The organism is Rufibacter ruber (assembly GCF_014138425.1).
GTDB classification, from domain to species: Bacteria; Bacteroidota; Bacteroidia; order Cytophagales; family Hymenobacteraceae; genus Nibribacter; species Nibribacter ruber_C.
Window position 1 is genome coordinate 207,283 of the sequence record NZ_JACJIQ010000004.1, and the last position, 26,087, is coordinate 233,369.

Genomic DNA, 26,087 nt, shown 5'->3' on the forward strand with positions numbered 1-26,087 from the left:
AGAAGTTAGCATGTTGAGAAATTTAATTAAGACAGACAACAAAAAATCAGAATGAGAAAATCTCTACTTAAAAAAGTGTTATGGGCTCTACCCGTGGTGGGGCTTTTTCTAGCCTTGCCCTCTGCGCAGGCGCAGGATGAGGTGGGTGATTTTATCAGGGCTAACCAGAGCGATGCCAACAAGTTAATCAAAGCCTATGCAGATCCTGTGGGGAAGGCTTTGGGCCACAGCCTGAACGGAGGCTGGTTCAACTCAGGCAAAGCCATGGGGTTGGGCCGCTTTGACATCCGTATTTTTGGTACGGCCACCTTTGCCCCAGATGAAGCCAAGACCTTTGACCTGGCTACCCTTGGTCTGAGTGACCAGGTAGTGGTTTCTGGTAAGTCCACTACTGCGCCCACGTTCTTCGGGCGTGATGAAGACGGCCCTGAATTGACCATTTATGCCAAGACAAGAACACCTGCCGGGGTAGAAATAAAACAGGAGGTTGCCAGTTTCAACTCGCCTCCGGGTTCTGGGATAGATATATTGCCTTTCCCTATTGCGCAGCTAAGCGTAGGCCTTATCAAAGACACAGAGATTGCCGTCCGCTTTGTGCCGAATACCAAATTTGATGATTTTGAGGCCGGCCTCTGGGGGGTGGGTTTGAAGCACGGCATCAAACAGTGGATTCCGGTACTAAGCAAAGTGCCTGGTTTTGACATAACGGTGTTTGGCGGCTATACCAATCTTAAAAGTGCCTACCGCGGCATAGAGGTAACCCCTGAGGCTGCTGACAACCCTTCTGCTGCGCAGAGCGCCCCGGGCTACTATGATGGCCAGGGCATTGAGCTGACCACTAAAGCCTGGACAGCCAGTCTGGTTGCCTCCAAAACATTAAGTGTGATCACCGGCTATGCCGGGGTGAAGTATAGCAACGTGCAGACTGATTTGACAGCGGTGGGAAGGTACCCGGTTCCTTCTATCAGGTCTACGCCTCCTTACCAAAGGTACGTAGAAGATATCACTGAGCCCATTGATGTTTCCATGAAAGACAGTCAGTTTGGGCTGAATGCTGGCCTGCGTTTGAAACTGGCGTTCTTTTCAATCTACGGAGAGTACACTTTTGCAAAATACTCTACCGCTATGGCTGGGATAGGCTTCGGCTGGAATTAAAAAGTTAGGTTCCCAAACAGGAAGAGCCCCCTGCTTTACATAAGCAGGGGGCTCTTCCTGTTTGGGAGTGGAGATATTTGGTGATTGTGTAAGTATAGAGTTGCTGTCTTGTGAATAGTGTAAACTTATTTAATTATTGTTGCCATATTTTAAATATAAGCTAAACAAACTTTATTAAAAATAATAATAAGTCATAGAAGCGGGATGAAGGGTTACGTAGTCGGCTGAATAAAGTTGCTTGTTCTGTGAAAAATTAAATGTTAAGATTTTGTTAATATTGAGCCGGTGCTTATATTTGGTTATTAACAATAATTATCTACAAACAAACCTTAAAACCAAATGAAGAAAGCTTTACTATTCAGCTTCGTGTTTGTGTTAGCGCTTGTGGGGCAGGCGTGGGCGCAGAACCGAACTGTAACAGGACGAGTGACTGACGCGCAATCAGGAGAGGGAATGCCTGGTGTGACAGTTCAACTCAAAGGTACCAGTACCGCATCTCCAACAGATGTGAATGGTAGCTACTCTATCAACGTGCCATCTGCGGGTGGAACCCTGGTATTCTCCTTTATAGGGTATGTCAACCAAGAAGTGGCAGTTGGTTCTCAGTCAACTGTGAATGTGCGCCTGGCGGCAGATAACCGTCAAATCTCAGAGATTGTTGTAACCGGTTATGGTGTGCAAGAGAAGCGGGAAGTGGCTGGTTCAATAGCTCAAGTGTCAGGTGCTTCTTTTGAAAATCAACCTATAGCCTCTCTTGATAAGGCTCTTCAAGGGCGAGCTGCCGGGGTAGTGGTGCAGTCAGCTAACGGTTTGCCTGGTGGTGCTATCAATGTGCAAATTCGTGGAGTTGGTTCTATCAATACCAGTACTACTCCGCTTTATATTGTTGACGGTGTGCAGCTGAACGTGTCAGACCGTGCCTCATTTACCCAGTCTAATCCATTGGCTTCGATCAACACCAATGATATAGAGTCTATTGAAGTAATTAAAGATGCAGCAACGGCTGCGGTGTATGGTTCACAAGCGGCGAATGGTGTGGTGATTATTACTACCAAAAGAGGGAAAGCAGGTAGAACTAAATTTACAGCAAATGTTTATGGAGGTGTGTCAGAGCCCCTTAAATACTTTGATGTGCTAAATACACAGCAACTTTATACCCAGAAAATAGAAGCTTATTCTAACTACGGATATAGCTTAGCAAATGCTAGAATTTTGGCTCGTAGAGATTTTGGGCTTGCTGATGCCGCACCAGATACAGAAGTTTCAGCGTTGCCTTCTTATGATTGGCAGCGTGAGGTTTTTCGTACAGGTAAAGTAAGAAATTATGAGCTTTCTGCTAGTGGAGGTAATGAAAAGACTTTGTTCTTTATTTCAGGAGGTTATAATAAGCAAGAAGCAATAGCTACTAAAGCTGATTTTGAGCGGGCAACCTTGAGAATGAATGTCAATCATAATGCAACAGATAAGCTTTCTTTTGAGACAAACCTGAACTTGAGCACTATTTTACAAAATGCTCCTTTTACTGTTTCAGGAACTTCTATTGGGGGTGGACCTTTCGCTGCTAGCTTAATTTTACCCTCAAATCCTTTCAGGAAAGAAGATGGGACGTATTATGGTTTGCCAGGTACAACACCTTCCTTTAGAGGTGTTTTGAATCAAAATGTCTTGGCTGTGAATGAGTTTAATGAGGCTACTCAGAGAACTAATGCGGTGATAGGTACGTTTGCTTTTGCATATAAAATTTTGCCTTCTTTAAACTTCCGTTCATCTTATAGTATAGATTACAACTTGACACAGGGTTTCTCTTACCGTGATCCTAGAACACAAGATGCATTTGCTAGAAGAGGCTTGGCTCAGCAGCAGTCAGATTGGAATACAAACCTTCAAACAGTTCAGTTATTGACCTATGGCGCTCGTTTTGCTGAAGTGCATAAAGTAGATGCTCAATTAGGTTTTGAATATAGAAGTGATCAAAATCAAGGTTTCTCTGCTTCAGCAGATAACTTCCCCTCTTTTGAATTCCAGAATATTAACTCAGCAGCGAATCCGGTTAGTACAGGTGGTTTCCAAACGGGTTATAAGCGTACTGCTGTGTTCGGAACATTAGGGTATGTTTTCAATGGTAAGTACTCGGTGAAAGGTAGTTTACGGTATGACGGTTCTTCTAGATTTGGTGCAAACAACAGATTTGGTTTATTCCCAGGCATTGCTGCTGCATGGAATATTTCTGAGGAGAACTTCTTGAAATCATATGATTGGATCAATAACTTAAAGCTAAGAGCAAGCTGGGGAAGAAATGGGCGTGATGGTATTGGTAACTTTGATGCCCGGTATTTATATAGTGGCGCTGGTGTATATGGCGGTGCATCTGGCATTGGGCCAAGCAGCTTGCCAAACCCAGATTTGAAGTGGGAAGTACGGGAAATGATTGATTTAGGTATTGACTTCGCTTTCTTCTCAAATAGAGTTTCAGGTACAATTGGTGGTTTCTTTGAAACTAATGATGATTTGTTGTTCTCTCAACCACTACCTACCACACTAGGTTATTCTTCAATTAGAGTTAATGTAGGAGCAATGGAACAAAGAGGGTTGGAGTTTGAATTGAATACTGTAAATCTTGACATGAATGGTTTTCAGTGGAAGACAAACTTCAACTATACTTTCATTCATAATGAAATAACGAAACTGTACGGCGGCCAACAAGTCTTGCCTTCTGACCCTTCTTTGCGAGTTGGGGAAGACATTGGTACCATCTGGTCTTATTCATATGCGGGTGTTAATCCAGCTACTGGCCGCCCAATGTGGCATGATGCAAATGGTAATATAACGTATCAACCAGCAGCTTCAACTGACAGAAGAATTATTGGTAGCACGCGCCCTAAACATACGGGTGGTATGACAAACACATTTACTTATAAAGGGTTTGACTTGGATTTCTTGTTCCAGTATCAGTATGGAAGAAGACAATCTGATGGGCAGGTGAACTTTTTGATGGAAAATGGTACTAGAAACCTAAATGCCTTCACAGACATCTTCAATAGAAGATGGACAACACCTGGTCAAATCACTGATGTTCCACGGCCATACTTCACTGGTGCCGAAGACCAAGGGTCTAATCACATATTAGGCTCTACCAGAACTTTCCGTAAGACAGACTATATCAGATTGAAAACAGTTCAGTTTGGGTATAATTTTACAGAAGGGCTGTTATCTAAGGTACACTTAAAGTCTGGACGCTTGTATGTGCAAGGCACCAACTTGTTTACGTATGATGATCATTTGGGGTATGACCCTGAATATTTCGGTGAAGCAACTGGTATAGTTCCTCAGTCTAAAAATGTAACAGTGGGCTTGCAAATTGGCTTTTAATTACTATCAAAATGAAAAACAGATTTCTATATAAATTGGGAGTGATAGCACTAGCATCCAGTATGTCATTCTCTATGGTTTCCTGTGAAGATCTAATTGATCAGGATCCAGCACAATCCATTGATGCTGAAGGTGCTTTGACTGCGTCTAAAGACAATCTTAAAGCAGCAATTGTGGGTATTTATTCTCCACTTAAGGCCACCACAAACTATGGTAATCGTTTGATTACCTTGCCTGAAGCTCTTTCAGATAACGGTAGAGCTACTAACCACTCAGGGCGTTTGGTCACCGAGGCTAGAAATGCTAGAGGTTCACATTTTACGCATTATGCCAATAACTTTAGTGCAATAAATAGAGCGAACCTGGTTCTGGAAGCAATCCCAAACATGGCTGACCCAACCGTTACTGATGCTGAGAAAACAGCTTGGACTGGTGAGGTTAAGTTTTTAAGAGCATTGTATTACTTTGATTTGGTTCGTGCATATGCTTACATTCCTGGGGCTATAGTTGAAGCTAAGAATAGAGGAGGTGTGCCTATCATAACTAAAGCAATAACAACTAAAGAAGGAGCGCTGACTTATAAACCAACCAGGGCTTCAATTGACGAAGTATATGATCTTATCTATGCTGATTTAACAGATGCTGTAGATAAATTAGGGAATATGACTTCAACAAGTCGTCCTAATGTTGCCTCAAAACAAGCTGCGCAAGCTTTGTTCTCAAGAGTGGCACTTTACAGAAAAGACTGGAATAAGGTTATTGAAATGTCAAGTGCAGTGATTACTGCAAGAGGGGCTACTTTGTTAAATACTAGCAATTACCTGAATGCTTGGTCTACCGCTGTAAATACAGAGTCCTTGTTTGAAGTAGAATTCAGAAATACTAATGAGAATATAGGTGTTAATGAGTCTTTGCAAACAACTTTTACAACTCTGACAATAAGAGGTACCAGAGGGTCAGCCGTTGGGTTTGGTGATTTGGTGCCAACTGATCCATTGTTAGCGGCACTAGGAGTGACCCCTGTGAGAAATGCAGCAGGAACAATCACTGGAGCTACTTATTCAAGCGACATTCGTGGCCGCCTTTTTGAAGCTGGAGGAACCGGTAGATCTACTGTGAATATTGAAACAACTAAGTTCATTGGGAAAAACGGAACTGTTAATTTGGATAACGTGCCAGTTTTAAGGATTGCAGAAATGTACTTAAATAGGGCAGAGGCTTATTCTGAACTTAATAATAATAGTTTGGCGCTTCAAGATGTTAACACATTAAGAGTAAGTAGAGGCTTGCCTGCAATTGATATTGCTGTTGTCACTGGACAAGACATCAAAAATGAAATTATGCTACAGCGAAGAATTGAGTTCGCTTTTGAAGGTCACCGGTTCTTTGATCTTAAGAGAAAAGGGCTCAATATTATAAAGCCAGCTCAACCAGGTGTGCCTACTATTTTGTTTGAAGATGATGTGATTTTGCCAGCGATTCCAACATCTGAGACAGATGGCAATCCTGACTTTAAGCAGAACTTTGGTTATTAAAAACTTGACATTTAAGAGAATGAATAAATTAAATTTTCTTTTAGTTGCCATTGTGGCGTTATTCGCATTTTCATGCATTGAAAATGATGAGATAATATATGAAAAGAGTGTGGTAGAATTTGATGCGGCTACCTGGAATGCTAAATCAGTAGTTGATGGTGTCGCAAAGAATTATACATTATTAACCAGGAGGCCTAATTATGGTCAATTTGTTTCTACTTCAAATCCTGTTATAACCAGAGCGTCAGGAACTATTACTTTGAGGGTTAATTTAGTTGGGCCTCACCGACCTGAACAGACAGAGGTTGCTTACAAAATAGTTGCTGAGGAGACTACTGCGGTTGCGGGTACTCATTATAGCCCTCTTGCGGGAAAAGTAACTATACCGGCAAATTCAAGTTTTGGTGAAGTTTCTATTCCAATTCTAAATCCCGGTGTTTCTTCTACTACAGCTGTAAGATTAGTCTTAGAGTTAGTAGGGAATGAAAACCTGCCAGCTAATGAAAATTATAAGCGTATAGGGATTTCTATTAATCAGCAGTAGTAATAAATTTTAAGCATAAAAAAAGGCTCTGAATATTCTCAGAGCCTTTTTTTTGTTAATAAGCATTCTTGACTATTGATTATATAATAAAATGCTGATTTTGAATCAGATAGCTTTTGAATTTGTTGTTGAAGGAAGTCGCAAAGGAATATTTATCTGTAAGCAGAAGAGAATACTTCTTCTACCTCAGTACTTTGGGGCAGCAGGTGTGTGTGGTTTGTTTAATTGACACATGATTTTCCGCAGAAGAGGTAGCAATGATGTAACATGTCTCTAGCCCGATAGTTAAGAAAAGTTATATATCACCTTATCTAACTATCTGGACTGAGGGAAAAGGCATTATGCCATTTATGTTGTGCCAAGCAGGGCGCAACTTCCTCTTTCCGGCCTGTTTTAGCCAAAATAGAGCAAAAACAGGAGTGGCCGCTTTTCAGTACCTTGCTGCCATGAAACCCAAAGCCATTTTCAACTGGAGCGGCGGCAAAGATTCTGCCTTGGCGCTTCACCGCGTGCAGCAACAAGACCAGTACCAACTGTGCGGCCTGTTGACGACGATGAGCCAGGCGCACCAGCGGGTCACCATGCACGGTGTGCGTCAGGAGCTCATGCAGGCGCAGGTCAGAGCGGTGGGGCTGCCCTGGAGGCCGATTTACCTGCCAGAGAACAACAGCATGCCCGTGTACAACCAGCAGATGCTGCAGGAGTGGCAGCAATTGAAAGGAGAGGGTATCACGCACGCCGTATTTGGAGATATTTATCTGGAGGACCTGCGGCAGTACCGCGAAGAGCAGTTGCAGGCGGTAGTAGTGACGGCGTTGTTTCCGCTGTGGCAGGAAAAGCCTGAGAGTATTCTGGAGGAGTTCTGGCGGGCGGGGTTCAAAGCCAAGGTAGTATGTGTGAACGCGAAGCTCCTGGATGCCTCTTTTGCGGGTCGGGAACTGGATGAACGGTTGGTGAAAGACCTTCCGGCGGGTGTAGATCCCTGCGGGGAAAACGGCGAATTCCATTCGTTTGTCTATGACGGGCCTAACTTCCGGCACCCGGTGCCAGTGCAGGTGGGGGAGGTGGTATTCAAAAGCTACGCCCCTGTTTCTAACCAAGATGATTGTTTTGTTTCGGTGCCGCCGCCTTCCTATGATACCGGTTTCTGGTTCTGTGATTTGCAAAGGAGGTAAGAGCCGGCATTGTGAAACAGAAAGCGGTTTTTTGTGGCTGTAAAGCCATGCCAGGCCCGTATGGCACCCCTGAAAGGGTGAAAATTCTCAGACTAATAGAGTTGAGTCAACTTGCAAAAGTGGATCTGAAGCTGCTGTCTGAGGTTTCTGGTGCACAACCAAGGCGTACCCCGTAGGCAACGCGGGCGGGTGCAGGGGCCATGGTGCCCCGCCTGTTTTTCTGTTTTTGACCTGTTTTTCTGAAAACAGGCCAAAAATGCGTAGCTTTCTCTGCTAATTGGAGAGTCTATGCTGTATTTCCTGCTCAGGGTATTGTTAACGGCTGCGTCGCGCATCTATTTCAGGCGCATTGCCGTGCAGAATAAACAGTTGCTGCCAGACAAAGGACCGGTGATTGTGGTGTCAAACCACCCCAACACATTCATGGACCCGGTAATCACCGCCAGCCTCATGAAGCAGAACATCTACTTTCTGGCTAAGAGCAGTTTCTTTAAACCCGGCTGGCAAGCCTGGCTGTTCCACCGGCTGTTCATGATCCCGGTGTACCGGCGGGAAGACGTGGGGGGCAATGTGAAAGCCCAGAATGACGCCACTTTTGCCAAGTGCTATGAGTTCCTGAGCGGCGGCGGAACCTTAATGGTTTTCCCGGAGGGCAACAGCTTTATGCAGCGCCGCCTGCGGCCCATTAAAACCGGTACCGCCCGCATTGGGCTGGGGGCCGAAGCCCAGCATGGCTTTAACCTGGGGGTGCGCATTGTGCCGGTGGGCATTAACTATGAAGAAGGTTCGCGGTTCAGGAGCGAGGTATTTGTGAAAGTAGGGGAGCCCATTGTTCTAAAAAGCTTTCAGGAAGCCTATGAGCAAGACGCCTTCAAAGCCGCCCAAACCCTCACTGACCTGCTTAAGGAGCGCATGGAGGAACTGGTGATCCATACTGAGACCGATGAGGAAGATGCCCTGGCTGCCCAGGTGGAGGCCGTGTACCAGAAGACACTGGTAGATGAGCTGGATCTGGCACCCACAGAGCCGGAGGAGAAATTTCTGGTGACCAAAGGCATTGTGCAGAGCATTCAATACTTTGAGGCGCGACAGCCCGAGCGGGTGCACCAGCTGCGTACCGAACTGAACGATTACCTGCAGCACCTCAAAAGTATTGGGCTGCAGCCCGAAGCTTTGAAAGCGACCCCCAAAACCAGCCGGGTGGCATGGGGAACCGTGCAAACACTGGTGTACCTGGTGCTAGGTTTGCCGGTTTACCTGTTTGGGCTGGTTCACAACTACCTGCCGTATATTCTGCCAGCCAAAATTGCACGTGCGCTCACCAAAGATATTGAGTTTCACGCGCCCATGATGATGAGTATTGGCATATTCACCTTTCCGCTGTTCTACGCCTTGGTAGGGTGGGGAGGGCACCACTGGTGGGGGCTCTCTGGTTGGGAGCTTGTAGCGTATCTGGTGGCGCTTCCCCTAACCGGCTTTTTTGTGCTGCACTACTGGCACCGTATTCAAGTGGCACGCAGGCATTGGATTTTTTTTACATTGTTTTATAAACGCTCTGTTGTTTTGCAGCACTTGCTAGCCCAAAGACAGAAGCTCATGGCAGATCTGGAAGGCGCGCGGGGGGAGTTTATGGCCTCTTTTTCTGAAAATGGCCCCAAAATAGGGCCCGTGTAAATCAGCTACGCTACTGTTGCCGGAGAAAGAAAAAAATAGTTAAATTGAACATTTCCGGAAAGGTAGCTGTTGGCGAGAAAAGAAGGGCATTTTACGAAGTTGCTTTTCTATAGGTTTCAAAGAATTTAACTTTTTTTTTCTGATGCGCCAGCTTTCCAACTTCCTCCTCCTGTTCGTATCCCTCGCCTTTGCCTCGTGCCAAAGCACAGATGATCCATTAAATGAAGCGCTGAACTCGCCGCTGCCCGCCTCTGCCAAATTTCTGGCACTTGGTGACTCTTATACCAAAGCCGAAGGAATAACTCCTAACGGGCGCTGGACCACGCAACTCTCCCAACTCCTGAGCCAGGAAAACATTGAGGTGGGCGAACCCCTGGTGATTGCCGAATCTGGATGGACTACCGCTGATTTGTTAAAGCGGCTACGGTCAGTGAGCATCCCTAATGACTACGGCATGGTGACGCTTCAGATTGGGGTGAACAACCAGTTTCAGGGCCGCAGTTTAGATGAGTTCAAGAATGAATTCAAGACTCTGTTGTCTATTAGCACCACCCTGGCGCAGAAGAACCCAAAAAATGTGCTGGTGCTGACCATTCCAGATTGGGGGGCCACCCCGTTTGCCGCTGGCCGTAACCGTGCCCAGATCACTGCGCAGGTCAAAGCGTTCAATGACGTGATCAAGGCCGAAGCTGCCGCCAAGGGGGTGGCCGTGGCAGATGTGAATGACCTGTCGCTGCTGGTGCTTCAGTCTCCAGACATGCTGGCCCCAGACCAGCTGCACTACAGCAGTAAAATGTATCTCCAGTGGGCGCAGCGGGCACTGCCTTCGGCCAAAGCCATAGTAAACGAATAACTTCTTCTCCGCTTCTTCATTTTTGGAACGGAATATGTATAGGTGCTTTTGCCACCGTGGCAGACATGTTATACCCATACCGTTAGTACTATGAAGTTGAAAAAAAACTACGCAAGCGTTGTGTTGATGGCCGGATTTGCTGTACTAGCTTTTGTTCCCGCCCAGGCCCAAACCAGACAAGTTGCCGCCCCGCTCCAGGGTAGGATGGTGGCCATGGCCGCCCCCGGCAAAGAGACGCCGGTCATACGGCGGGAGACCCTCTCTGGGCTGGATCTATACCCGGTTCAAAAGAACGATGACGCGTTCATGCTTTCGTTTCAGCAGGAAATGAAGGAAGCCGGCACCCTTTATTTTACCAACGCCTCTGGCAAAGTGCTGTTTACCAAACCCATTGCAGCCGGTGACCATACCCTGGCAGAGCCCATGAGCATTGGCAAACTTAGGGCCGGTATTTACCTGGTAGAAGTGAAAACCCCTACCACCGTGTATTGGAAGAAGGTACGGGTGAAGTTGAGATAGAAGGGAAGAAAGCATGAGCATGGGTCTGTGGCGGATATTTCGGCACAGACCCATGCTTTTTTGCAGGTGGTAGGAGCTCACGAACAGAAACAGGCCTGTTTTTTTTACTTTCAACCGGTGGGGGAGGCAGCCTGTCTGCGGGGCGCTTACGGTTCACCCGTCAGCTCCTATCCAGTTGATGATGCAGAGCATGTGCTTGAATTTTGTAAAGTGGTTGGTTTACCAGTTGAATTCCAGCTCAATCAATTCAGAGAGGCCGTCATCACTGTCTGCCACCGCCACCGCCGTCAAACTTCTTTCTGAGGTGTTCTTCAGGACACTTATTGATTCAATTTTACCTTTGTAGGAAGTACCGTTCGCCTCAGTGATGGGGCTCACCAGGCTGGGCCTGGAGGGCTGTGGGGCAGAGGTATGGTACACGTTGAGCCAGCCTACCATGCTGCCGTACACTTCACCGTCCAGCACGGCGTTGGGGGTTTCTTCGGCAGAGGCCGTGAACAGCAGTTTGCCGCCAAGGGCAGAGGCTACCCCAGAGAAGCCGGTTTTGATATTTTCCAGATCAGGCAGCGCCCACGTCTGCACCTTGTACGGTTTGGGGGCCGCGGCTCTGCCTTGCAGGAACGGGGAGACAGAGGCCATGGTGTAAATGAGCACCGCGTTGTGCCCCTGGGGCGAAAACCGGTGCAGCAGGTACAGGTATTCCTCATCGGCGGCCACGCCTTCAATGTTCAGGGAGGCCCCTCCTACCACCGCGGTGTCAGTGCTCAGGCTTTTGTAAAGGCTAGCGAGCGAAATAGCCTGGGGCGCGCCTGCCCCCTGGCTGGAAATAGGCACTAGGTAGGCGTGGTTGCGCTTGTCAGTAGAGCCGGAGCCAAGCACCAGCAGGTACGGCTGGCCTTCCAGGGCAAGGGAGGTAATTGCCTCCAGGTCAGGCTTGACCGGCTTGGGGATACGGCCGTTCTGCAGGGCGCTAGACGCCAGTAACGCCGTTTTCTGTATAATTTCATACTGCGCGTTCAGGCAGAAAAGGTACGGCGAGTCGTCGCCAATCACGTAGAACTGGTTGCCTACCCGCTCAATGCCAGACGCTGACGGTATGCCCTTGAGCTCCATCTTTCTGGTGATCACCGCAGACGGGGCAGATGACTCTGAGGGGGATTGGCAGGCGGTGATGGCAGTCATAGACAGGAACAGGGCTGAAAAGAGTACGTTAAGCTTCTTCATCTCTAGTGTTACGCAGCCGCCGGAAAGACAGCGGTAGTTAAAAGTTTGTGAATGGCCGAACAAGGCTACTGTTTATCTTACGTGCCGTCCGAAAAAACTGCGTAGCTGTTGCGGAGATTTCTTGCCATGCAACTGCTATGACGGTAGCAAAAAACACCTCTGGCAACCCTGTCCTGGCCCTGGGGCTTAGAAGCGATCCCACAAATGCCTTGGCTTTGCTTTACGAGTTCCGCTTCCCGGTCAATGTCTTCTGTTTTAGGTCTGTTTTCTGAAAAACGGCCCTAAAACAGAAAAGCAAGTTGGCCTCACTCCCTTTAGGCGGTTTACAGTTTGCTTTTGCAGGCGAAAACCGGGGGCAAAGGATTCTTCGGTTGCGTTTTTAGAGCGGCATACCAGCGCCATGGGGCGAGGCAACCGCGAGATCAGGTAATTTTGTTACCTGTTTGCAGCACGAAAGACAAATGTCAACAAGCTCTTAAAAGACAGTTTCTATATGAATAGACGCCAACTATGCCCTTAAATGAGTTTCTCAGTGGCGGCGGAGAAAGTTTCTGTTTTGGGTCTGTTTTCTGAAAAACAGCCCGGAAACAGGATTATACCAGTGCCAGTTCTTCCAGCACCTGCCGCGCCCTGAGGCAGCTGGCTTCCTTGTCTTTAATTTCTAGCATAATGTCCACGTCCAGACCCTTGAGGTGGGTGAGAAACTCCCGGAACAAATCTGTATCTAGGCTGGTGGTGTGCTTGCCTTTGCGCTCACCCATAGATTGGGAACTGTAGTCCATCATGAGTACACCGTCTTTCTCTGGGTGCCAGGTACCGGCGGCCAGTTGCAGGGCCTCAGCCATGGGTTCGCCTTGGTTCAGGCACTCATGGTGAAAATTGTCAAACAGAATGGGGATACCTGTTTCGCCGTGCAGTTCCAGGCAATCACGCAGGCTGTAGAGGCGGTCATCGTTTTCCACCACCAGGCGGGCTTTCACTTCTTCGGGCAATAGGTTTTGGTAGGTGTGAATAAAGCGTTTTAGGGCCGCGGGTTTGTCGCCGTACACGCCACCGGCGTGAATCTGCAGCTTGGCCGTGGCGTCCAGCCCCATCAGATCCATGACGCTGCCCTGGTAGACCAGTTCGGCTATACTGCTGCGCACAATGCGCTCGTCTGGCGAGTTGAGCACCACAAACTGGTCTGGGTGCATAGAGATGCGCATGCCGTGCTTCTTTATGAAATCGCCCAGCCGCCTGAAGGTTAGCTTGAAATGTTCCTGCCAGTTGTAGGTGTTCACGGCATGGCTGGCAAACGGCACCAGCCCAGAGCTCATCCGGAAGAACAGAAACCCGTGCTGCAGGTTGTACTCCAGAATACGGCGCAGGCAGGCCAGGTTCTTCTCTACCGTTTCTACCAGCCGTTCTTCAGAATACGAGGCCAGCCGGAACGTGCCAGACGAGCTGCAGTCCAATGACTCATTCACGCAAGGATATCCAATCTTCATGTTCCAGAGGTTTACGTACAGGTAACCATTGCCCACGGCAGATGTTTCTGGTTAGTAAACGGCGGGGGAGAAGATGGGTTCTGCGCCGGGGGAATGGTGTTTTTGGCCTGTTTTTCTGAAAACAAGCCAAAAACAGAAATGGGCGAGCCCGGGCTATATCTCAAATTCTCCGTTTGCAAGCGCGGCAAAAAAGCCTATTTTTGCGTACAGTTTAACAGAGAGCGTACATCTTTCACATAATCCACTACACATGAGTGTTTTAGTAAATAAAGATTCCAAAGTGATTGTGCAGGGCTTTACCGGCTCAGAGGGTTCTTTCCACGCACAGCAGATGATTGAGTATGGCACCAACGTGGTAGGCGGCGTAACCCCGGGCAAAGGCGGTTCCACGCACTTAGACCGTCCGGTGTTCAACACCGTGGCCGAGGCCGTACAGAAAGCAGGCGCCAACGTGTCCATCATTTTCGTGCCACCCGCATTTGCCGCTGATGCCATCATGGAAGCCGCCGATGCCGGGATTGAAGTGATTGTGTGCATCACCGAAGGAATTCCGGTGAAAGACATGGTAGCCGCTAAGAACTACATCAAAAACAAGCCGGTGACCTTGATTGGCCCCAACTGCCCAGGTGTGATCACGCCAGGCGAAGCCAAAGTAGGCATTATGCCCGGTTTCGTGTTCAAGCCAGGTAGAATCGGGATTGTGTCTAAATCCGGTACGTTGACCTATGAGGCCGCCGACCAGATTGTGAAAGCCGGTTTGGGTATTTCTACCGCTATTGGGATTGGGGGTGACCCCATCATTGGCACGCCTACCAAAAATGCGGTGGAGCTGTTGATGGAAGACCCAGAGACCGATGCCATTGTGATGATTGGTGAGATTGGCGGGAACTACGAGGCCGTGGCAGCGGAGTACATCAGGTCAACCGGTAACAAAAAACCAGTGGTTGGTTTCATTGCGGGCCAGACTGCTCCGGCCGGACGCAGAATGGGCCACGCCGGTGCCATCATTGGCGGTGCCGATGACACTGCCGCCGCTAAAATGCGCATCATGCGCGAGAACGGCATTCACGTAGTGGATTCTCCCGCTGAAATTGGCGAGACCATGGTACGTGTGCTGAAAGGCGAAGCTGCCAACGCATAAGCACAATATCAATCAGATATAAAAAAGGCTGTCCTGCAAAGGACAGCCTTTTCTGTTTTGGGGCTGTTTTTGAGAAAACAGCCCCAAAACAGAACCTAGACGTGACGGTATGCCAAACGTGTTGCTTCGGCCATTGGCACTTTACTTAGAATTGGCCTGGCTCACTGAGGCAGCGGCTGGTTGGTTTTGGTGATAGGTGGAGTAGTTGACCTGCAGAGCGTCTAGGTGCTTCAGGTTCTGCCCCAGCCTCTGGGTGAAGTCAGCGTAATCTTTGGCTGCTACCGGTGTCCAGGCTACCTCGGCCAGGGCGCAGGCGCGCGGGAACGCCATGTGCTCCACGTGCTCCTTGGTGGGGATGTATTCGGTCCAGAGGTTGGCTTGTACGCCCAGCACGTGCTTGGCCTCTTCCGGAGTAAGCACTGCCGGCACCGGATTGTACGAGTACACTTTCTCCAGCGGGGAGAACCCGCCAATAGCCAGCGGTTCGGCCTTGCGGCCCTCCTTGGTCTGGTAGTGGTCAAAGTACAGGTGGGAGTTGGGAGTCATAATCACATCATGGCGTTCCTTGGCCGCGGCAATACCGCCTTTCTCACCGCGCCAGCTCATAACGGTGGCGTTGGGAGCCAGACCACCCTCCAGAATTTCGTCCCAACCAATAATGGCGCGGCCTTTGGAGTTCAGGAATTTCTCCATGCGCCTGATAAAGTAACTCTGCAGCCCGTGCTCGTCTTTGAGCCCGTGGTAGGAGATAAGCCCTTGCGCATACGCTGACTTTTTCCAGGCGTCTTTGGGAGCCTCATCGCCGCCAATGTGAATGTACTTGCTGGGGAAAATGGCCATCACCTCGGTCAGGACGTCTTCCAGAAACGTGAAGGTGTTCTCATTGGGGCAGTAAATGTCTTTAAACACGCCCCAAGTAGTGGCTACGGTGTAGGTGCTGTCTTTGCAGCCCAGCTCAGGGTAAGCGGCCAGCGCGGCGCGGGAGTGGCCGGGCATTTCAATCTCTGGAATAATGGTGATGAACCGGTCCTGGGCGTATTTTACCAGGTCTTTCAGTTCTTCCTGGGTGTAGTAGCCGCCGTGGCGCTTGCCGTCAAAATTCTTCTCTTTGTCGCGGGAGTGGCCCACCAGGGTCTCGTTCCGCCAGGCGGCAATCTCCTGCAGTTTAGGGTATTTCTTGATTTCAATGCGCCAGCCCTGGTCTTCAGTGAGGTGGAAATGGAAGGTGTTGATTTTGTAGAAGGCCAGCAAATCTATGTAGCGTTTCACGAAGTCAATGGGCTGGAAATGGCGGGCCACGTCCAGCATCATGCCGCGGTAGGCAAAACGCGGCGCGTCTTCAATAGAAACAGCGGGCACCTCTATTTTCTTTAGGCCAGCGTTCTTTTGCTCAATGGCGGCAGGCATGAGCTGGCGCAGCGTCTGGATGGCCAGAAACGCGCCTTTGGCCGTCTTGGAAGTCACTTTGATTCCTTTTTTGGTGACGTCCAGTTTGTAGCCTTCGTCATTGGTAATGCTGTTGTCCAGGGCAAAGGTGATGGTATTCTTCTTCGCGCCTGCGCTGTAGTTTAGCTTGTAACCCGCTGAATTCTCCACCAGGTTCACCAGAAAATCAGTGGCGGTTTTCAGGTCTGGCGCAGAAGAACCTAGTACAATCTGAGTCTTGGCATCTAGCTTGAACTGGCCTTTGGCAGGCGTGAGTTTCACGGGCTTGGGAATGATGGCGTACCGGCTGGCGTCCTGGGCGTACGCGGCCCCGGCCAGCACCAAGCAAGCCGTGAGCAGGAGGAAAAATTTAGACAAGGTTTGTTGCATAGTTTGGTAGTTCTTTTTTCAATATTCAATTTAAGTAACTGGCGGTGAAAGCACTGTGCCTAATTTATCAAATAATTGATGAGTTGGGCAAAAAGAGAAACAAGTGAACAGCGGAAGCTCCAGGGAAAAACAAATTTCTGTTTCCGGGCTGTTTTGAGAAAAACAGCCCGGAAACAGAAAAACTTCTCATTGGAATTGTGAAACCCAAGTTGCGGTTTTCACCTCTCTTAAGTGAAACCTACCCCTGCTAGGAAAGGAATTAGCTGCTTAAGTAGAAAAAGTAAAGGTTCAAGGTCCGCTAATGCTCTCCTTAACGCTCTTCCGGATTGCAAATCCGGAAGCAGGTACTTCGGGGATTTGCAATCCCCGTGCCTGCGCTTTTGAACAGCACGCCCCGCGGATTGCAAATCCGCAGGTAACAGATTCGGGATTGCAAATCCCGAATAGCAGAAAGGAGCTAATGGAATGATAGCACACCATTCTGCCTTGGTACGACAGGAAAAGTGTCCACGGCTTCTCTAAAGCACAACGAGGGTGACGTTTCTACTTCAGGTAATTGCCTTTTTTCAGGACCTCAACCCACTTCTGGTAGCCGGCCACGGTGAGGTGCAGGCCGTCATGGGTGTATTCTTTGACCAGACGCTTCTCACTGTCCAGAAAGTGCGGGTGTAAGTCAATCACCTCAATCTTCTCTTTCTTGGCCAGGTCTTTAATGCCTTGGTTCACGGCGGCAATATGCTCGTCTTTGTTGTAGTGGTTCTTGAACTTGTCAAAGGTATTGTTCACCGGCATGAGCGTCTGGAAGTAAATCCTGGTCTTGGGTGAACCGGCTTTGATGCGCGCCACCATTTTGCGGTGGTTGGCGGTAATTACGTGGTCCGGAATGTTGCGCGAGATGTCATTGATGCCAATCAGGATGAACACTTTGGCGGGTTTGCCTTCAATGACTTCGTCCAGGCGCTCCAGCACGCCAAACGTGATGTCCCCCGAGATGCCGCGGTTTTTCACGTTAGACATACCCAGCAGCTCAGCCCAGTCAGTGTTGGCGGTAATGCTGTTGCCCAAAAACACAATGTCATTGGCCGCGTTTGGGTATGACTTGAATTGGGCCACCTTCAGCTCATAGGCCGCTGGGCGGTAGGTGCTGTCCCACTTGGCAGCAGTGGTTTGGGCCTGGGCCTGAAAACCCAGCAAGAGCGCGCACAGCGCGGAAAGGAAAGTGCGTTTCAGTTTCATATATTTTGTTTGCGTGAGAGAAATGAATATGAATTTCTGTTTTCGGGCTGTTTTCAGAAAAACAGCCCGAAAACAGAAACTTTGCTACTACTGGAAAAACAGGTTAGGGTAATCAGAAATGATGCCATCAACGCCCAACGCTTTCATGCGGGCAATGTCTTCCGGCGTATTCGCCGTCCAGGGAATCACTTTCATGCCCAGGGCATGGCATTGCTTCACCAGCTCGGCGGTTACCAGCTTGCGGTGCGGACTGTACACCACCGGCGTGAAGCCCAGGTCTTTGATGTTCTCCTCTACAGATTTTTGGTTGTCAATGAGCAAAGACGTGCGCACCTGCGGGTGTTTCTGGTGCAGCACCTGCAACGTGCGCGGGTCAAATGACTGAATGATCACGTACGGGGTAATCTTCTTGTCTTCAATCACCTGCATGAGCGCCTTCACAAACGCTTCCGGGGCCGGGTGCAGTTTGTTGTCTCCCGTGGCCTTAGACTTGGTCTCAATGTTGTAAAACACCTGCGGTTTGCCCGTGGCTTTCAGGTAATTCTGTACTGAGTCAATCAGCTCCGCTAACCGCGGAATATAGGTTTTCACCAGCTGTTGCTCCGGAAAAAGGGCGTACGCTTTGGTCCCCAGTTCAAACGCCCGCACCTGGTCATAGTTCATCTGGTAGACCACGTACTTTTTGGCGTCTTCCTTGGGTATGTCTTCGCCTTTAGGCGTACGGGCATACGCCGGATTGATGTGCGGGTCATGCGTTACCACCACCTGGCCGTCTTTGGTGATGTGGCAGTCCATCTCCAGGGTGGTCACGCCCAAATCAAGGGCTTTGCGCATGGCCGGAATGGAGTTCTCCGGGGATAAGCCGCGGGCGCCGCGGTGGCCTTCGGTACCGAAAGTCGGCAACGGCGGTAAGTTCTGGGTCACAGATTGAGAGCTTTTGCAACCGGCCAACAAGGTGGCACCGAGTAAGAGGGCAGAAAATGTTTTGTTCATGGTGTGCTCAAGATAGCAGGTAAGAATTCAGTTCTAAAGGTTAATCTGGAGATATATAAACTAAGGTTTTTCAGTGATTTCAAACACGGCGCTGGTAATGGCAGTGTTGGGCGACACGGCAATGCCCACTTTCATGAGGTAATCGCCGGAGTAGGTTTTGCCATTGGCCGAAAAAGAGGATTTGGTATCTGGCATGAGGTTGATTTCCTGCACCTGGTACTTCTTCTGCGGGTCCAGCCCTTGCAAACGTACCGGCGTGAAGCGGTCACGGTTACGGGTTTGCAGGTTGTAGGCGAACAGCACTGATTTGCTTTTTGCTTCGTTCACGTACATGAGCACCGCGCGCTTCTCTTCATACGGAGACACCAGCCGGTACTGGTCGCCAAACCAAATCACGTCACTCAGTCGCTTATAGTTAGCCACGGCTTGCTTGCAGTACTGCAGTTCCTTCTCATTGAACTCACTCACCTGAATGTCAAAGCCCAGCTTGCCCATCATGGCCACATCTGTGCGGTATTTCACCGGTTGCTTGCCCCAGCTGGTCACGTGCGCCGACATGGCCACCGCCGGGAAAAAGTTAGAGTAGCTCCATTGAATAAGCACGCGCTCCAGCCCGTCTGTATTGTCGCTGGGCCAGAACTCGGTGAAGTACGGCAGCGCGCCGTAGTCTACCCTGCCGCCGCCACCGGAGCAGAGCATGATGGGCAGGTGCGGGTATTTCTTGCGTATTCTGGCCAGCGTTTTGTACAAGCTATTCACGTAGTCAATAGGCAAATGCGACTGCACCTTAAGGTTGGGTGAAAACGCGTTGGTGAACGTGCGGTTGCAGTCCCATTTAATGTACGCCAGCCGCGGGTTCTTGGTGAGCAAATCATCAACCAGGTTAAACACGAAGTCCTGCACCTTGGGGTTGGTGAGGTCCAGCACCAGCTGGTTGCGTTGGTAATGCTCGTCGCGGTTGGGCAGTTTCAAGACCCAGTCCGGGTGCTTTTCATAGAGTTCGCTTTTGGGGTTCACCATTTCGGGCTCCAGCCAGATGCCAAACTTCACGCCTTTTTGTTCGGCCTGTTCCACCAGGTAGCCAATGCCGCTGGGCAGCTTGGTTTTGTTTTCCTGCCAGTCGCCCAGCCCGGCGTTGGCCGCGTTGCGCGGATATTTGTTCCCGAACCAGCCATCGTCCAGCAGAAATAAATCCACCCCCAGTTTTGCGGCGCCGTCAAACAGCTCCACCAGCTTCTTCTCATCAAAGTCAAAGTAGGTGGCTTCCCAGTTGTTGAGCAGCGTGAGGCGCGGTTTGTTGCCGTCCAGAATACCGTAGTTGCGGGCCCAACGGTGGAAGTTGCGGCTGGCCTCGCCTTTGCCTTGCTGGCTGTAGGTGAAGATAAACGCCGGGGTCACAAACGGTTGGTTAGGCGCCAAATGGTATTCAGACGCGTGCGGATTCATACCCGCAATCACGCGCAAAGAGTTCTTCTCGTCCAGCTCAAACGCGAACTGGAAATTACCCGACCATGCCAACGTACCCGCAATGACCTCGCCGTGGTTTTCGCCGGAAGGCTTGTCCAGGGAAAGCAGGAACGTGGGGCTTTGAAACTTGTGGGCGCGGGTGCCCAGTTTACTGTCAATGATTTTAATGCCGCTGGTAAGCTGGTGCTCCTGCAGCTGCATCTCCCCGGCCCAATCGCCGTGGAACTGTGAGAGCCAGTAGTTGGGCGCGTCAAAGTGCAGCATCGCCGAGGCGAAGTTGCCCAGCACCACCGGCTTCTTCTCCTTGTGTTTGATTTCGGTCCAGGCCTTGATGATGTTTTCTTTCTGGAACGTATGGAAATGCAGCACCACCTCAACCGGATATTTAGGGTCTTTCAGGTGAATGGCTGTTGCCGTCACGTTGGCCTCGGGTTGCTGCGTGGTGTGCCGGTCATACTTCAGCTCCAAAGACGGGTTGCCGTCATTGTGCAGCACCCTGATAGCCGGTTCGAACAGATTGTCAGTGCCCGAAGGAATGTACGCCTCATGCGCCGTGGAACTCAGCTGACCGTTGTCTTGCGCGTTGGTGAGTTTTGGCCCCAGGTAACTTTGGTACAGCTTCTGGTTTTTGCCCACGGTAAACGCCAGCGAGACTTTATCAGTCTGTACCAGGATTTGTTTTGTGGTTGGCTGCGCCTGCGCAAGTAGTCCAGAAGGCAACAGAAGCAGCAACGACCACAGGAGTAGTTTGTAGTTCATGTTTGGGTGAGACATTGAAAAATTCCGCCCGCGGGCGATGCATTATCAGGTAACAGAGGCACGCTTTGCGGTGCATCAATTAGATAGGCAGATTTGCCCGCATTTCCTGTTTTTGGGCTGTTTTCTGAAAAACAGGCCAGAAACAGGAACTAAGCACAAAGACAGATCCAACCATAAGTATTTTATTGTCCTCCTGAAAGGATCTTGTGGGCGAACTAGAAAGGCATTTGTGAACTGCATTTACCGTTCGCTACCAAGATCCATTTCAGGAGGACAAAAGGGAAAGTTATGGCGCAAGCGTCCGCTTGTGCCTACGGATGCTGATTCATGATGCGTGCAGTCACAAGCGGACGCTTGCGCCATGTAATGCCAGCAGCAACGTGAAAAGTAATTACGCCGTAGCGGCCGTGGCCTCGTACTGGTTCCCGAAGCGGTCAGTGGCCACCACCCGCACTTGTTTCACCTCTGGCCCCACGTGGCTCATGAAGAGGTGCTCGGTTCTGGCGGGCTCAGCGAAGGCGCGGCGGGCAGGGAGTTTGTCCCCCTTCATGGTGCGCACGGCTTCTGGGTCATAGCCTTTGGTGTTTTGCAGCGCGCCCATGGGTTTGCCGTCGGCGTACCACTCCACTTTCCAGGCGGGGTCCCAGTTCCAGACGTTGGCAATAAAGCGGTTCTGGCCGGTGAGTTTCTCCATGTCCAGGCTGATCTGGTGCGACTTGTCTTTGCCGGTTGACTTATAGAACCACTGCAGCTGATTGCCGTTGACCTCATACACGCCGTAGCCGTTGGGCGTACCGTCTGTGCAGATAGCCCCTGACCACCAGGCGCCGCACACGGTGCCGTGCACGTGCTCATGCACGCCTTCGCGCAGCATGTGGTAGTTGGTGTGCGTGTGGCCGGTCATGATGTGCACCTGATAGCCCTGCAGCAGCGCAAACAGCTCTTCGCGGTTTTTCACGGCGTTAGAAATGGGAATGTGCGCGTTGATGATCACCAGATGGTCTTTGGGCACATGGCTCAAATCCTGCTTGATCCAGGCCAGTTGCTGTTCATTGAGGTGGCCGTCATACTCGCGCTCCTTGCCCAGGTACCGCACGTCATCCAGCACAATGTAATGCGCCTTGCCGCGGTTGAACGAGTAATACGTAGGGCCAAAGATTTTCTGGAACGTTACGTCAGAGGTCTCGTCGCCGCCCTGGCGGTAGTCCATGTCATGGTTGCCCAGCGCCTGGAAAAACGGAATGCCAATGGCCCCCACGGCTTTGCTGTAGTCCGGGAAAAGTTTGTGGTTGTCCCAGACCAGATCGCCCACGCCAATGCCGTGCACCAGCGCGTCTTTGCCCAGGCTCTGTACCAGTTTCTGGGCATCGGGCACCGAGTCCTGCATCATGAGTTTCACGTCTGTGGCGTCTTTCACCTGCGGGTCTGCCCAGATAATGAACGAGTGTTTGCTGTCATCCCGGCCCAACGGCTGCAGCTCAAAATCATACTTTTTGCCTTTGCCGCCAGAAATGGGCAGGTAATGCCGGGCCAGGCCTTTCTCCTGCGGGAACTCGTACCCCGCCGGAATGGAGACAAACACAAAGCGGGCCTGCGGGTTGGCCGGCAGCTCAAACTGCCCGCGTTTGTCGGTCTTTGCCACGGTAAAACCGTCTGATACCACTACATCGGCCAATTTCTTGCCGCGGGCTTTCACCGTGCCGGTAAGAGTTTGCTTGGCTTTTCTGGTTCTGGCAAAGACATCTGGGCCAGCCAACACCAGGCCTCCGGAGAACAGGGCGAGGGTCTGGAGAAAGGTTCTTCTTTTCATGGGGTTGCGGAAGGTACTCTTTGTTAATGATTGATTGTCTTGTTTCTGTTTCTGGCCTGTTTTTCAAAAAACAGGCCAGAAACAGAATATAATTTTATCTCCGCCCAAAGGCGGAAGTGTTTCTTTATGCAATCTGTTTCTTTTAAGTAAATCGCCGTTTTTACTTATAAACCTAGGTTTGTGGCTTGTGCAAACTATTTGCGATTTTCGGGAAACCCCTCCCAAAAGGGGAACATCAGATAAAGTAAAATCTGCCTTCTACTGCTATTCGGGATTTGCAATCCGCGGCGCGTGCTGATGAAACGTGCAGAGACGGGGATTGCAAATCCCCGAAGGATTTGATTCCAGATTACAAATCTGGAAGAGCTTCACTTTGAGCCTTTGCCTTATCTTACACATTTTCAGCTGAACGGTACAGCTTGCCGCCCCAAATAGAAATTTCCCTGAGCCAATTGTTGCAGATACTCCCCTCCTGGAAGAAATTGGAGTGGCTTCTCGCATAGCTTCCTCATTTTCTGTTTTGGGGCTGTTTTTCTGAAAACAGCCCCAAAACAGAAAATTACACGCTCATGTTGATGTCCATGATTTTGCCTTTCTTGCGGCTCTCCTCGGCCATGAAGCCCATGAGGTGCGCCTCAATAGACTCATCTATGGTAGACGTGAGCAGCTTGGGGTTCTGCTGGCCCACCGCCTGCACAAAGTCGCGCACCAGGAGCCAGTCGCCGCCGCCGTGGCCGCTGTTCTTGTAGCCGTCCACGTCTTCGGCCTTGGGCACCAGTTTCAATTCCTTACGGGTGCGGAAATCAGTCACCACCAGCTCAGTCATGTCGCCCACCATGTCGCCCATGGTCCCCATGATGCGGGTGCGGCGGCCGTGGTACGAGGTAAAGGCCTCCATGGAGAAGCTGGCCGTCACGCTTTCTGCAAACTGGATGCTGGCCACGTAATGGTCGGGCTGGTCGTTTTCCATGCGGTACACGCAGCGGCCGTAGTTGGTGGTTTTGAGTTTTTCCATGATCACCTCGGGGTGCTTGGTTTTGTCAGCGGGAAGATCCAGCACGGCCAGGCGGCGGCGGTCTTCATAGTAATGCTTGATGGCCGAGTATGGGCACTCACGCTCCACTTTGCAGCCGTCTGTGCAGCGGGCGGTGCTGCCGGCGGGGGCATTTTCCTTCCGGAACCATTTCAAATCGCCCATGGCGGCTACCTTTAGGCTGGGCTTGCCCACTACCCACCGCATGATGTCCAGGTCATGGCAAGACTTGGCCAGAATGATTGGGGTGGTCTCTTTGGAGTTGTGCCAGTTGCCGCGCACGTAACTGTGGGCCATGTGCAGGTGCTCAATGGGCTCAAAATGCTGTACACTCACAATGTCGCCAATGGCGCCCTGCTGAATGAGTTCGCGCATCTTCACGAAGTACGGGGCGTAGCGCAGCACGTGGCAAACGGCCACAATGCGGTTGTTCTTCTTGGCCAGTTTTAAGATATCACGGCATTCCTTCTCAGTAGGCGCAATGGGTTTCTCCAGCAGAATGTCATAGCCCATGGCCAGCGCTTTCATGCACGGCGCGTAGTGCAGGTTGTCTGGGGTGGAGATGATGACCGCATCTGCAAACTTGGGACGCTTGAAGACGTCTTCCCAGGTATTGAAGCGGTTCTCGTCTTTGATGTTGTGCTGCTTGGCGTATTTGTCGTTCCGGAACTGGTTGGGTTCGGCTACGCCGATGATGTCTAATTGCTCCGGGAATTTGGCGGCGTAGTTGCCGTATACCGTTCCCCGGCTGCCTGCGCCAATGGTGATGGCGGTGACGGCTTTGTTGAGCGGCTTGTGCTCCGGGTTGGGCGGAATGGAATAGGAGTATTTGTTTTCTCCCAGTTTGGCCAGCGCCTCTGTGCTGATGACGGCGGCACCAATGCTCGGGCCCAGTGATTTGAGAAGTCTGCGGCGGTTCATGCGGTTTGTTTGTTAAGGGGGTGAGAAAGATAAGGTAAGGTTAGTCTGTGTCTGCGTCTTGCCCCGGGCTGTTGGTTTTCTTGTTTCCGGGAACGGTAGTCAGTTTGAATTCTGTCTGCAGCGGCTCCTCTGGGGCTACCAGAATGTTGTCAACGGTGCATTTTACCAGCAGGGGGGCGGGGTATTCCCAGACCGCACCCAGTGTCACTTTGGTCACGGCTTCTGGTTTCAAGGTGACCGCGCCCAGCGGGTGTTTCTCCAGGTTGTAGTCTGACTTGAGTTTCACCTGGAACGGGATAGTAGAATTGTTCTTGATGTTCAGGACAATGATGGGTTCGCCTTTGCGGTTTTCCTGCACGGCCGTAATGGTGACGGCTGCTTTGAAAAACGGCTCCATCTCAGATGCACGGCCAATCACGTAGTCATCAAAATAGACGGCGGTGCGGCGGGCGTTCATGGCTTCTTTCAGGGCCGCCGGGGTTTTGCTCTGGGCAAACACCAGCGTGACCGGCCGGTGGGTCTCTTTGGTAGAGGCTGGCAGCCCGCGGTGCTCATCTGAGTTGGCGAACATGGCCAGGTTGTATTTAGCGGCTAGTTTGTGGGCTATCACGTTGTAGCCGCCGCGGTTGGCCACCTCAACGCCTTTGAGAATGCCTTTGTCCAGCAGTTCCTGGTGGAAGTCTGTGAACAGCTCTTTACTTTTTTTGTCCCACCAGGAGTAGTTGGGGTGGTTGTAGAACACAAAGGCGTCTTGCTTTTTGGCTTCCAGGAACGGGGCCATGAGTTCTGCCCGGGTGGGGTTGTCCTTCATCTTGAACGACTCTGTGGTTTGCTTCATGTATTTCACCGGCACCTTGTTGCCGTCTTGCATAAAGATGGCATTACAGTGGTACGGCGGTACGCGCGGCGAAATCTCCAGCCCGTTGATCACCAACAGCCCTGAAGTACCGGCAGCTTTCCTGGCGATTTCATAAGACCGGTTCATGTCTCGCTTAATGTCGTTGGGGTACCGTTCAAAGTCTACATGCTCGGTTACTGAGATCACGTCTAACCCGTCACGTATGGCTTCCTGCGCCCGCAACGCCGGCCACACGTACCCGTCAGAAAGGACAGTGTGCATGTGAAAATCGCCTTTGAGTGTGAGGTAGCCGGGAAGGTTGGGCAGCTTGAAAAAAGAGTTGTTGGTGCTGTCTTTCTGGGCAAGGGTAGAAAGACTGTTTAAGAGTAGAAAGCAAGCCCATAAGAAGAGAGTGAACCATTGCCTGTAAAGGGAAATGATGTTGCCAATTAAATTCACTGCTTGATATTTGCTCCCATTCATGGGCTTTGGTTGAAAGAATGACAAAATTTTTAGTGATTTCATTGCCGTTTTGGTCT

The 26,087-nt window shown here is 50.4% G+C and carries 18 protein-coding genes; 9 read left to right on the plus strand and 9 right to left on the minus strand.

The annotated features are described in order from the left end of the window. Window positions 1-51 precede the first annotated feature (51 nt). The 8 genes from FHS90_RS06460 to FHS90_RS06495 all read left to right on the plus strand — a co-directional run bounded on the left by FHS90_RS06460 (window position 52) and on the right by FHS90_RS06495 (window position 10,824). Window positions 52-1,155, plus strand: coding sequence for a DUF6588 family protein (locus tag FHS90_RS06460; protein ID WP_182512420.1), 1,104 nt, complete (start codon window positions 52-54; stop codon window positions 1,153-1,155). A 339-nt stretch (window positions 1,156-1,494) separates the two neighbouring features. Beyond that, window positions 1,495-4,524 (plus strand): SusC/RagA family TonB-linked outer membrane protein, encoded by a 3,030-nt coding sequence (locus FHS90_RS06465; RefSeq protein ID WP_182512421.1) that lies wholly within the window; start codon window positions 1,495-1,497, stop codon window positions 4,522-4,524. 62 nt (window positions 4,525-4,586) lie between these two features. Further along, complete coding sequence (locus FHS90_RS06470) at window positions 4,587-6,059, plus strand: RagB/SusD family nutrient uptake outer membrane protein (RefSeq protein ID WP_182512422.1); 1,473 nt, start codon at window positions 4,587-4,589, stop codon at window positions 6,057-6,059. A 19-nt stretch (window positions 6,060-6,078) separates the two neighbouring features. After that, entirely contained in the window at window positions 6,079-6,603 is a 525-nt protein-coding gene (locus tag FHS90_RS06475; RefSeq protein ID WP_182512423.1) for a DUF4843 domain-containing protein, read from the plus strand. 446 nt (window positions 6,604-7,049) lie between these two features. Continuing rightward, window positions 7,050-7,778: a Dph6-related ATP pyrophosphatase gene (locus FHS90_RS06480; RefSeq protein WP_182512424.1), complete on the plus strand. Its 729-nt coding sequence runs from the start codon at window positions 7,050-7,052 to the stop codon at window positions 7,776-7,778. Between the two features lie 288 nt (window positions 7,779-8,066). After that, on the plus strand, window positions 8,067-9,452 hold the full coding sequence (locus FHS90_RS06485; protein WP_182512425.1) for a lysophospholipid acyltransferase family protein: 1,386 nt from the start codon (window positions 8,067-8,069) through the stop codon (window positions 9,450-9,452). A 142-nt stretch (window positions 9,453-9,594) separates the two neighbouring features. Then, window positions 9,595-10,305: an SGNH/GDSL hydrolase family protein gene (locus FHS90_RS06490; RefSeq protein WP_082893467.1), complete on the plus strand. Its 711-nt coding sequence runs from the start codon at window positions 9,595-9,597 to the stop codon at window positions 10,303-10,305. 90 nt (window positions 10,306-10,395) lie between these two features. Then, window positions 10,396-10,824, plus strand: a complete 429-nt coding sequence (locus FHS90_RS06495; protein ID WP_182512426.1) for a T9SS type A sorting domain-containing protein — start codon at window positions 10,396-10,398, stop codon at window positions 10,822-10,824. A 219-nt stretch (window positions 10,825-11,043) separates the two neighbouring features. Here the strand turns inward: FHS90_RS06495 and FHS90_RS06500 are convergent, their stop codons facing one another. Further along, a complete protein-coding gene (locus tag FHS90_RS06500; protein ID WP_182512427.1) occupies window positions 11,044-12,048 on the minus strand; it encodes a DUF6929 family protein in 1,005 nt (334 codons plus the stop codon). Window positions 12,049-12,641: 593 nt separating this feature from the next. Next, window positions 12,642-13,535, minus strand: a complete 894-nt coding sequence (gene uvsE / locus FHS90_RS06505; RefSeq protein ID WP_182512428.1) for a UV DNA damage repair endonuclease UvsE — start codon at window positions 13,533-13,535, stop codon at window positions 12,642-12,644. 250 nt (window positions 13,536-13,785) lie between these two features. Between uvsE and sucD the strand changes: the two genes are divergently transcribed. Continuing rightward, window positions 13,786-14,676, plus strand: coding sequence for a succinate--CoA ligase subunit alpha (gene sucD / locus FHS90_RS06510; RefSeq protein ID WP_182512429.1), 891 nt, complete (start codon window positions 13,786-13,788; stop codon window positions 14,674-14,676). A gap of 141 nt (window positions 14,677-14,817) precedes the next feature. On the opposite strand, the gene FHS90_RS06515 is transcribed toward sucD, so the two are convergent. From FHS90_RS06515 to FHS90_RS06545, 7 genes are all read right to left on the minus strand, one after another. Next, on the minus strand, window positions 14,818-16,479 hold the full coding sequence (locus FHS90_RS06515; protein ID WP_220483004.1) for a beta-N-acetylhexosaminidase: 1,662 nt from the start codon (window positions 16,477-16,479) through the stop codon (window positions 14,818-14,820). A 555-nt stretch (window positions 16,480-17,034) separates the two neighbouring features. After that, complete coding sequence (locus FHS90_RS06520; RefSeq protein WP_182512431.1) at window positions 17,035-17,727, minus strand: GDSL-type esterase/lipase family protein; 693 nt, start codon at window positions 17,725-17,727, stop codon at window positions 17,035-17,037. Window positions 17,728-17,814: 87 nt separating this feature from the next. Then, window positions 17,815-18,720, minus strand: a complete 906-nt coding sequence (locus tag FHS90_RS06525) for a glycerophosphodiester phosphodiesterase (protein WP_182512432.1) — start codon at window positions 18,718-18,720, stop codon at window positions 17,815-17,817. Window positions 18,721-18,780: 60 nt separating this feature from the next. Then, window positions 18,781-20,946 carry an alpha-galactosidase gene (locus FHS90_RS06530; RefSeq protein WP_182512433.1) on the minus strand — a complete coding sequence of 722 codons (2,166 nt, stop codon included), beginning with the start codon at window positions 20,944-20,946 and terminating at the stop codon, window positions 18,781-18,783. A 391-nt stretch (window positions 20,947-21,337) separates the two neighbouring features. Further along, window positions 21,338-22,756 (minus strand): calcineurin-like phosphoesterase C-terminal domain-containing protein, encoded by a 1,419-nt coding sequence (locus FHS90_RS06535; RefSeq protein WP_182512434.1) that lies wholly within the window; start codon window positions 22,754-22,756, stop codon window positions 21,338-21,340. Window positions 22,757-23,315: 559 nt separating this feature from the next. After that, window positions 23,316-24,710: a Gfo/Idh/MocA family protein gene (locus FHS90_RS06540; RefSeq protein ID WP_182512435.1), complete on the minus strand. Its 1,395-nt coding sequence runs from the start codon at window positions 24,708-24,710 to the stop codon at window positions 23,316-23,318. Window positions 24,711-24,750: 40 nt separating this feature from the next. Further along, on the minus strand, window positions 24,751-26,073 hold the full coding sequence (locus FHS90_RS06545) for an Sb-PDE family phosphodiesterase (protein WP_246386728.1): 1,323 nt from the start codon (window positions 26,071-26,073) through the stop codon (window positions 24,751-24,753). Window positions 26,074-26,087 lie beyond the last annotated feature (14 nt).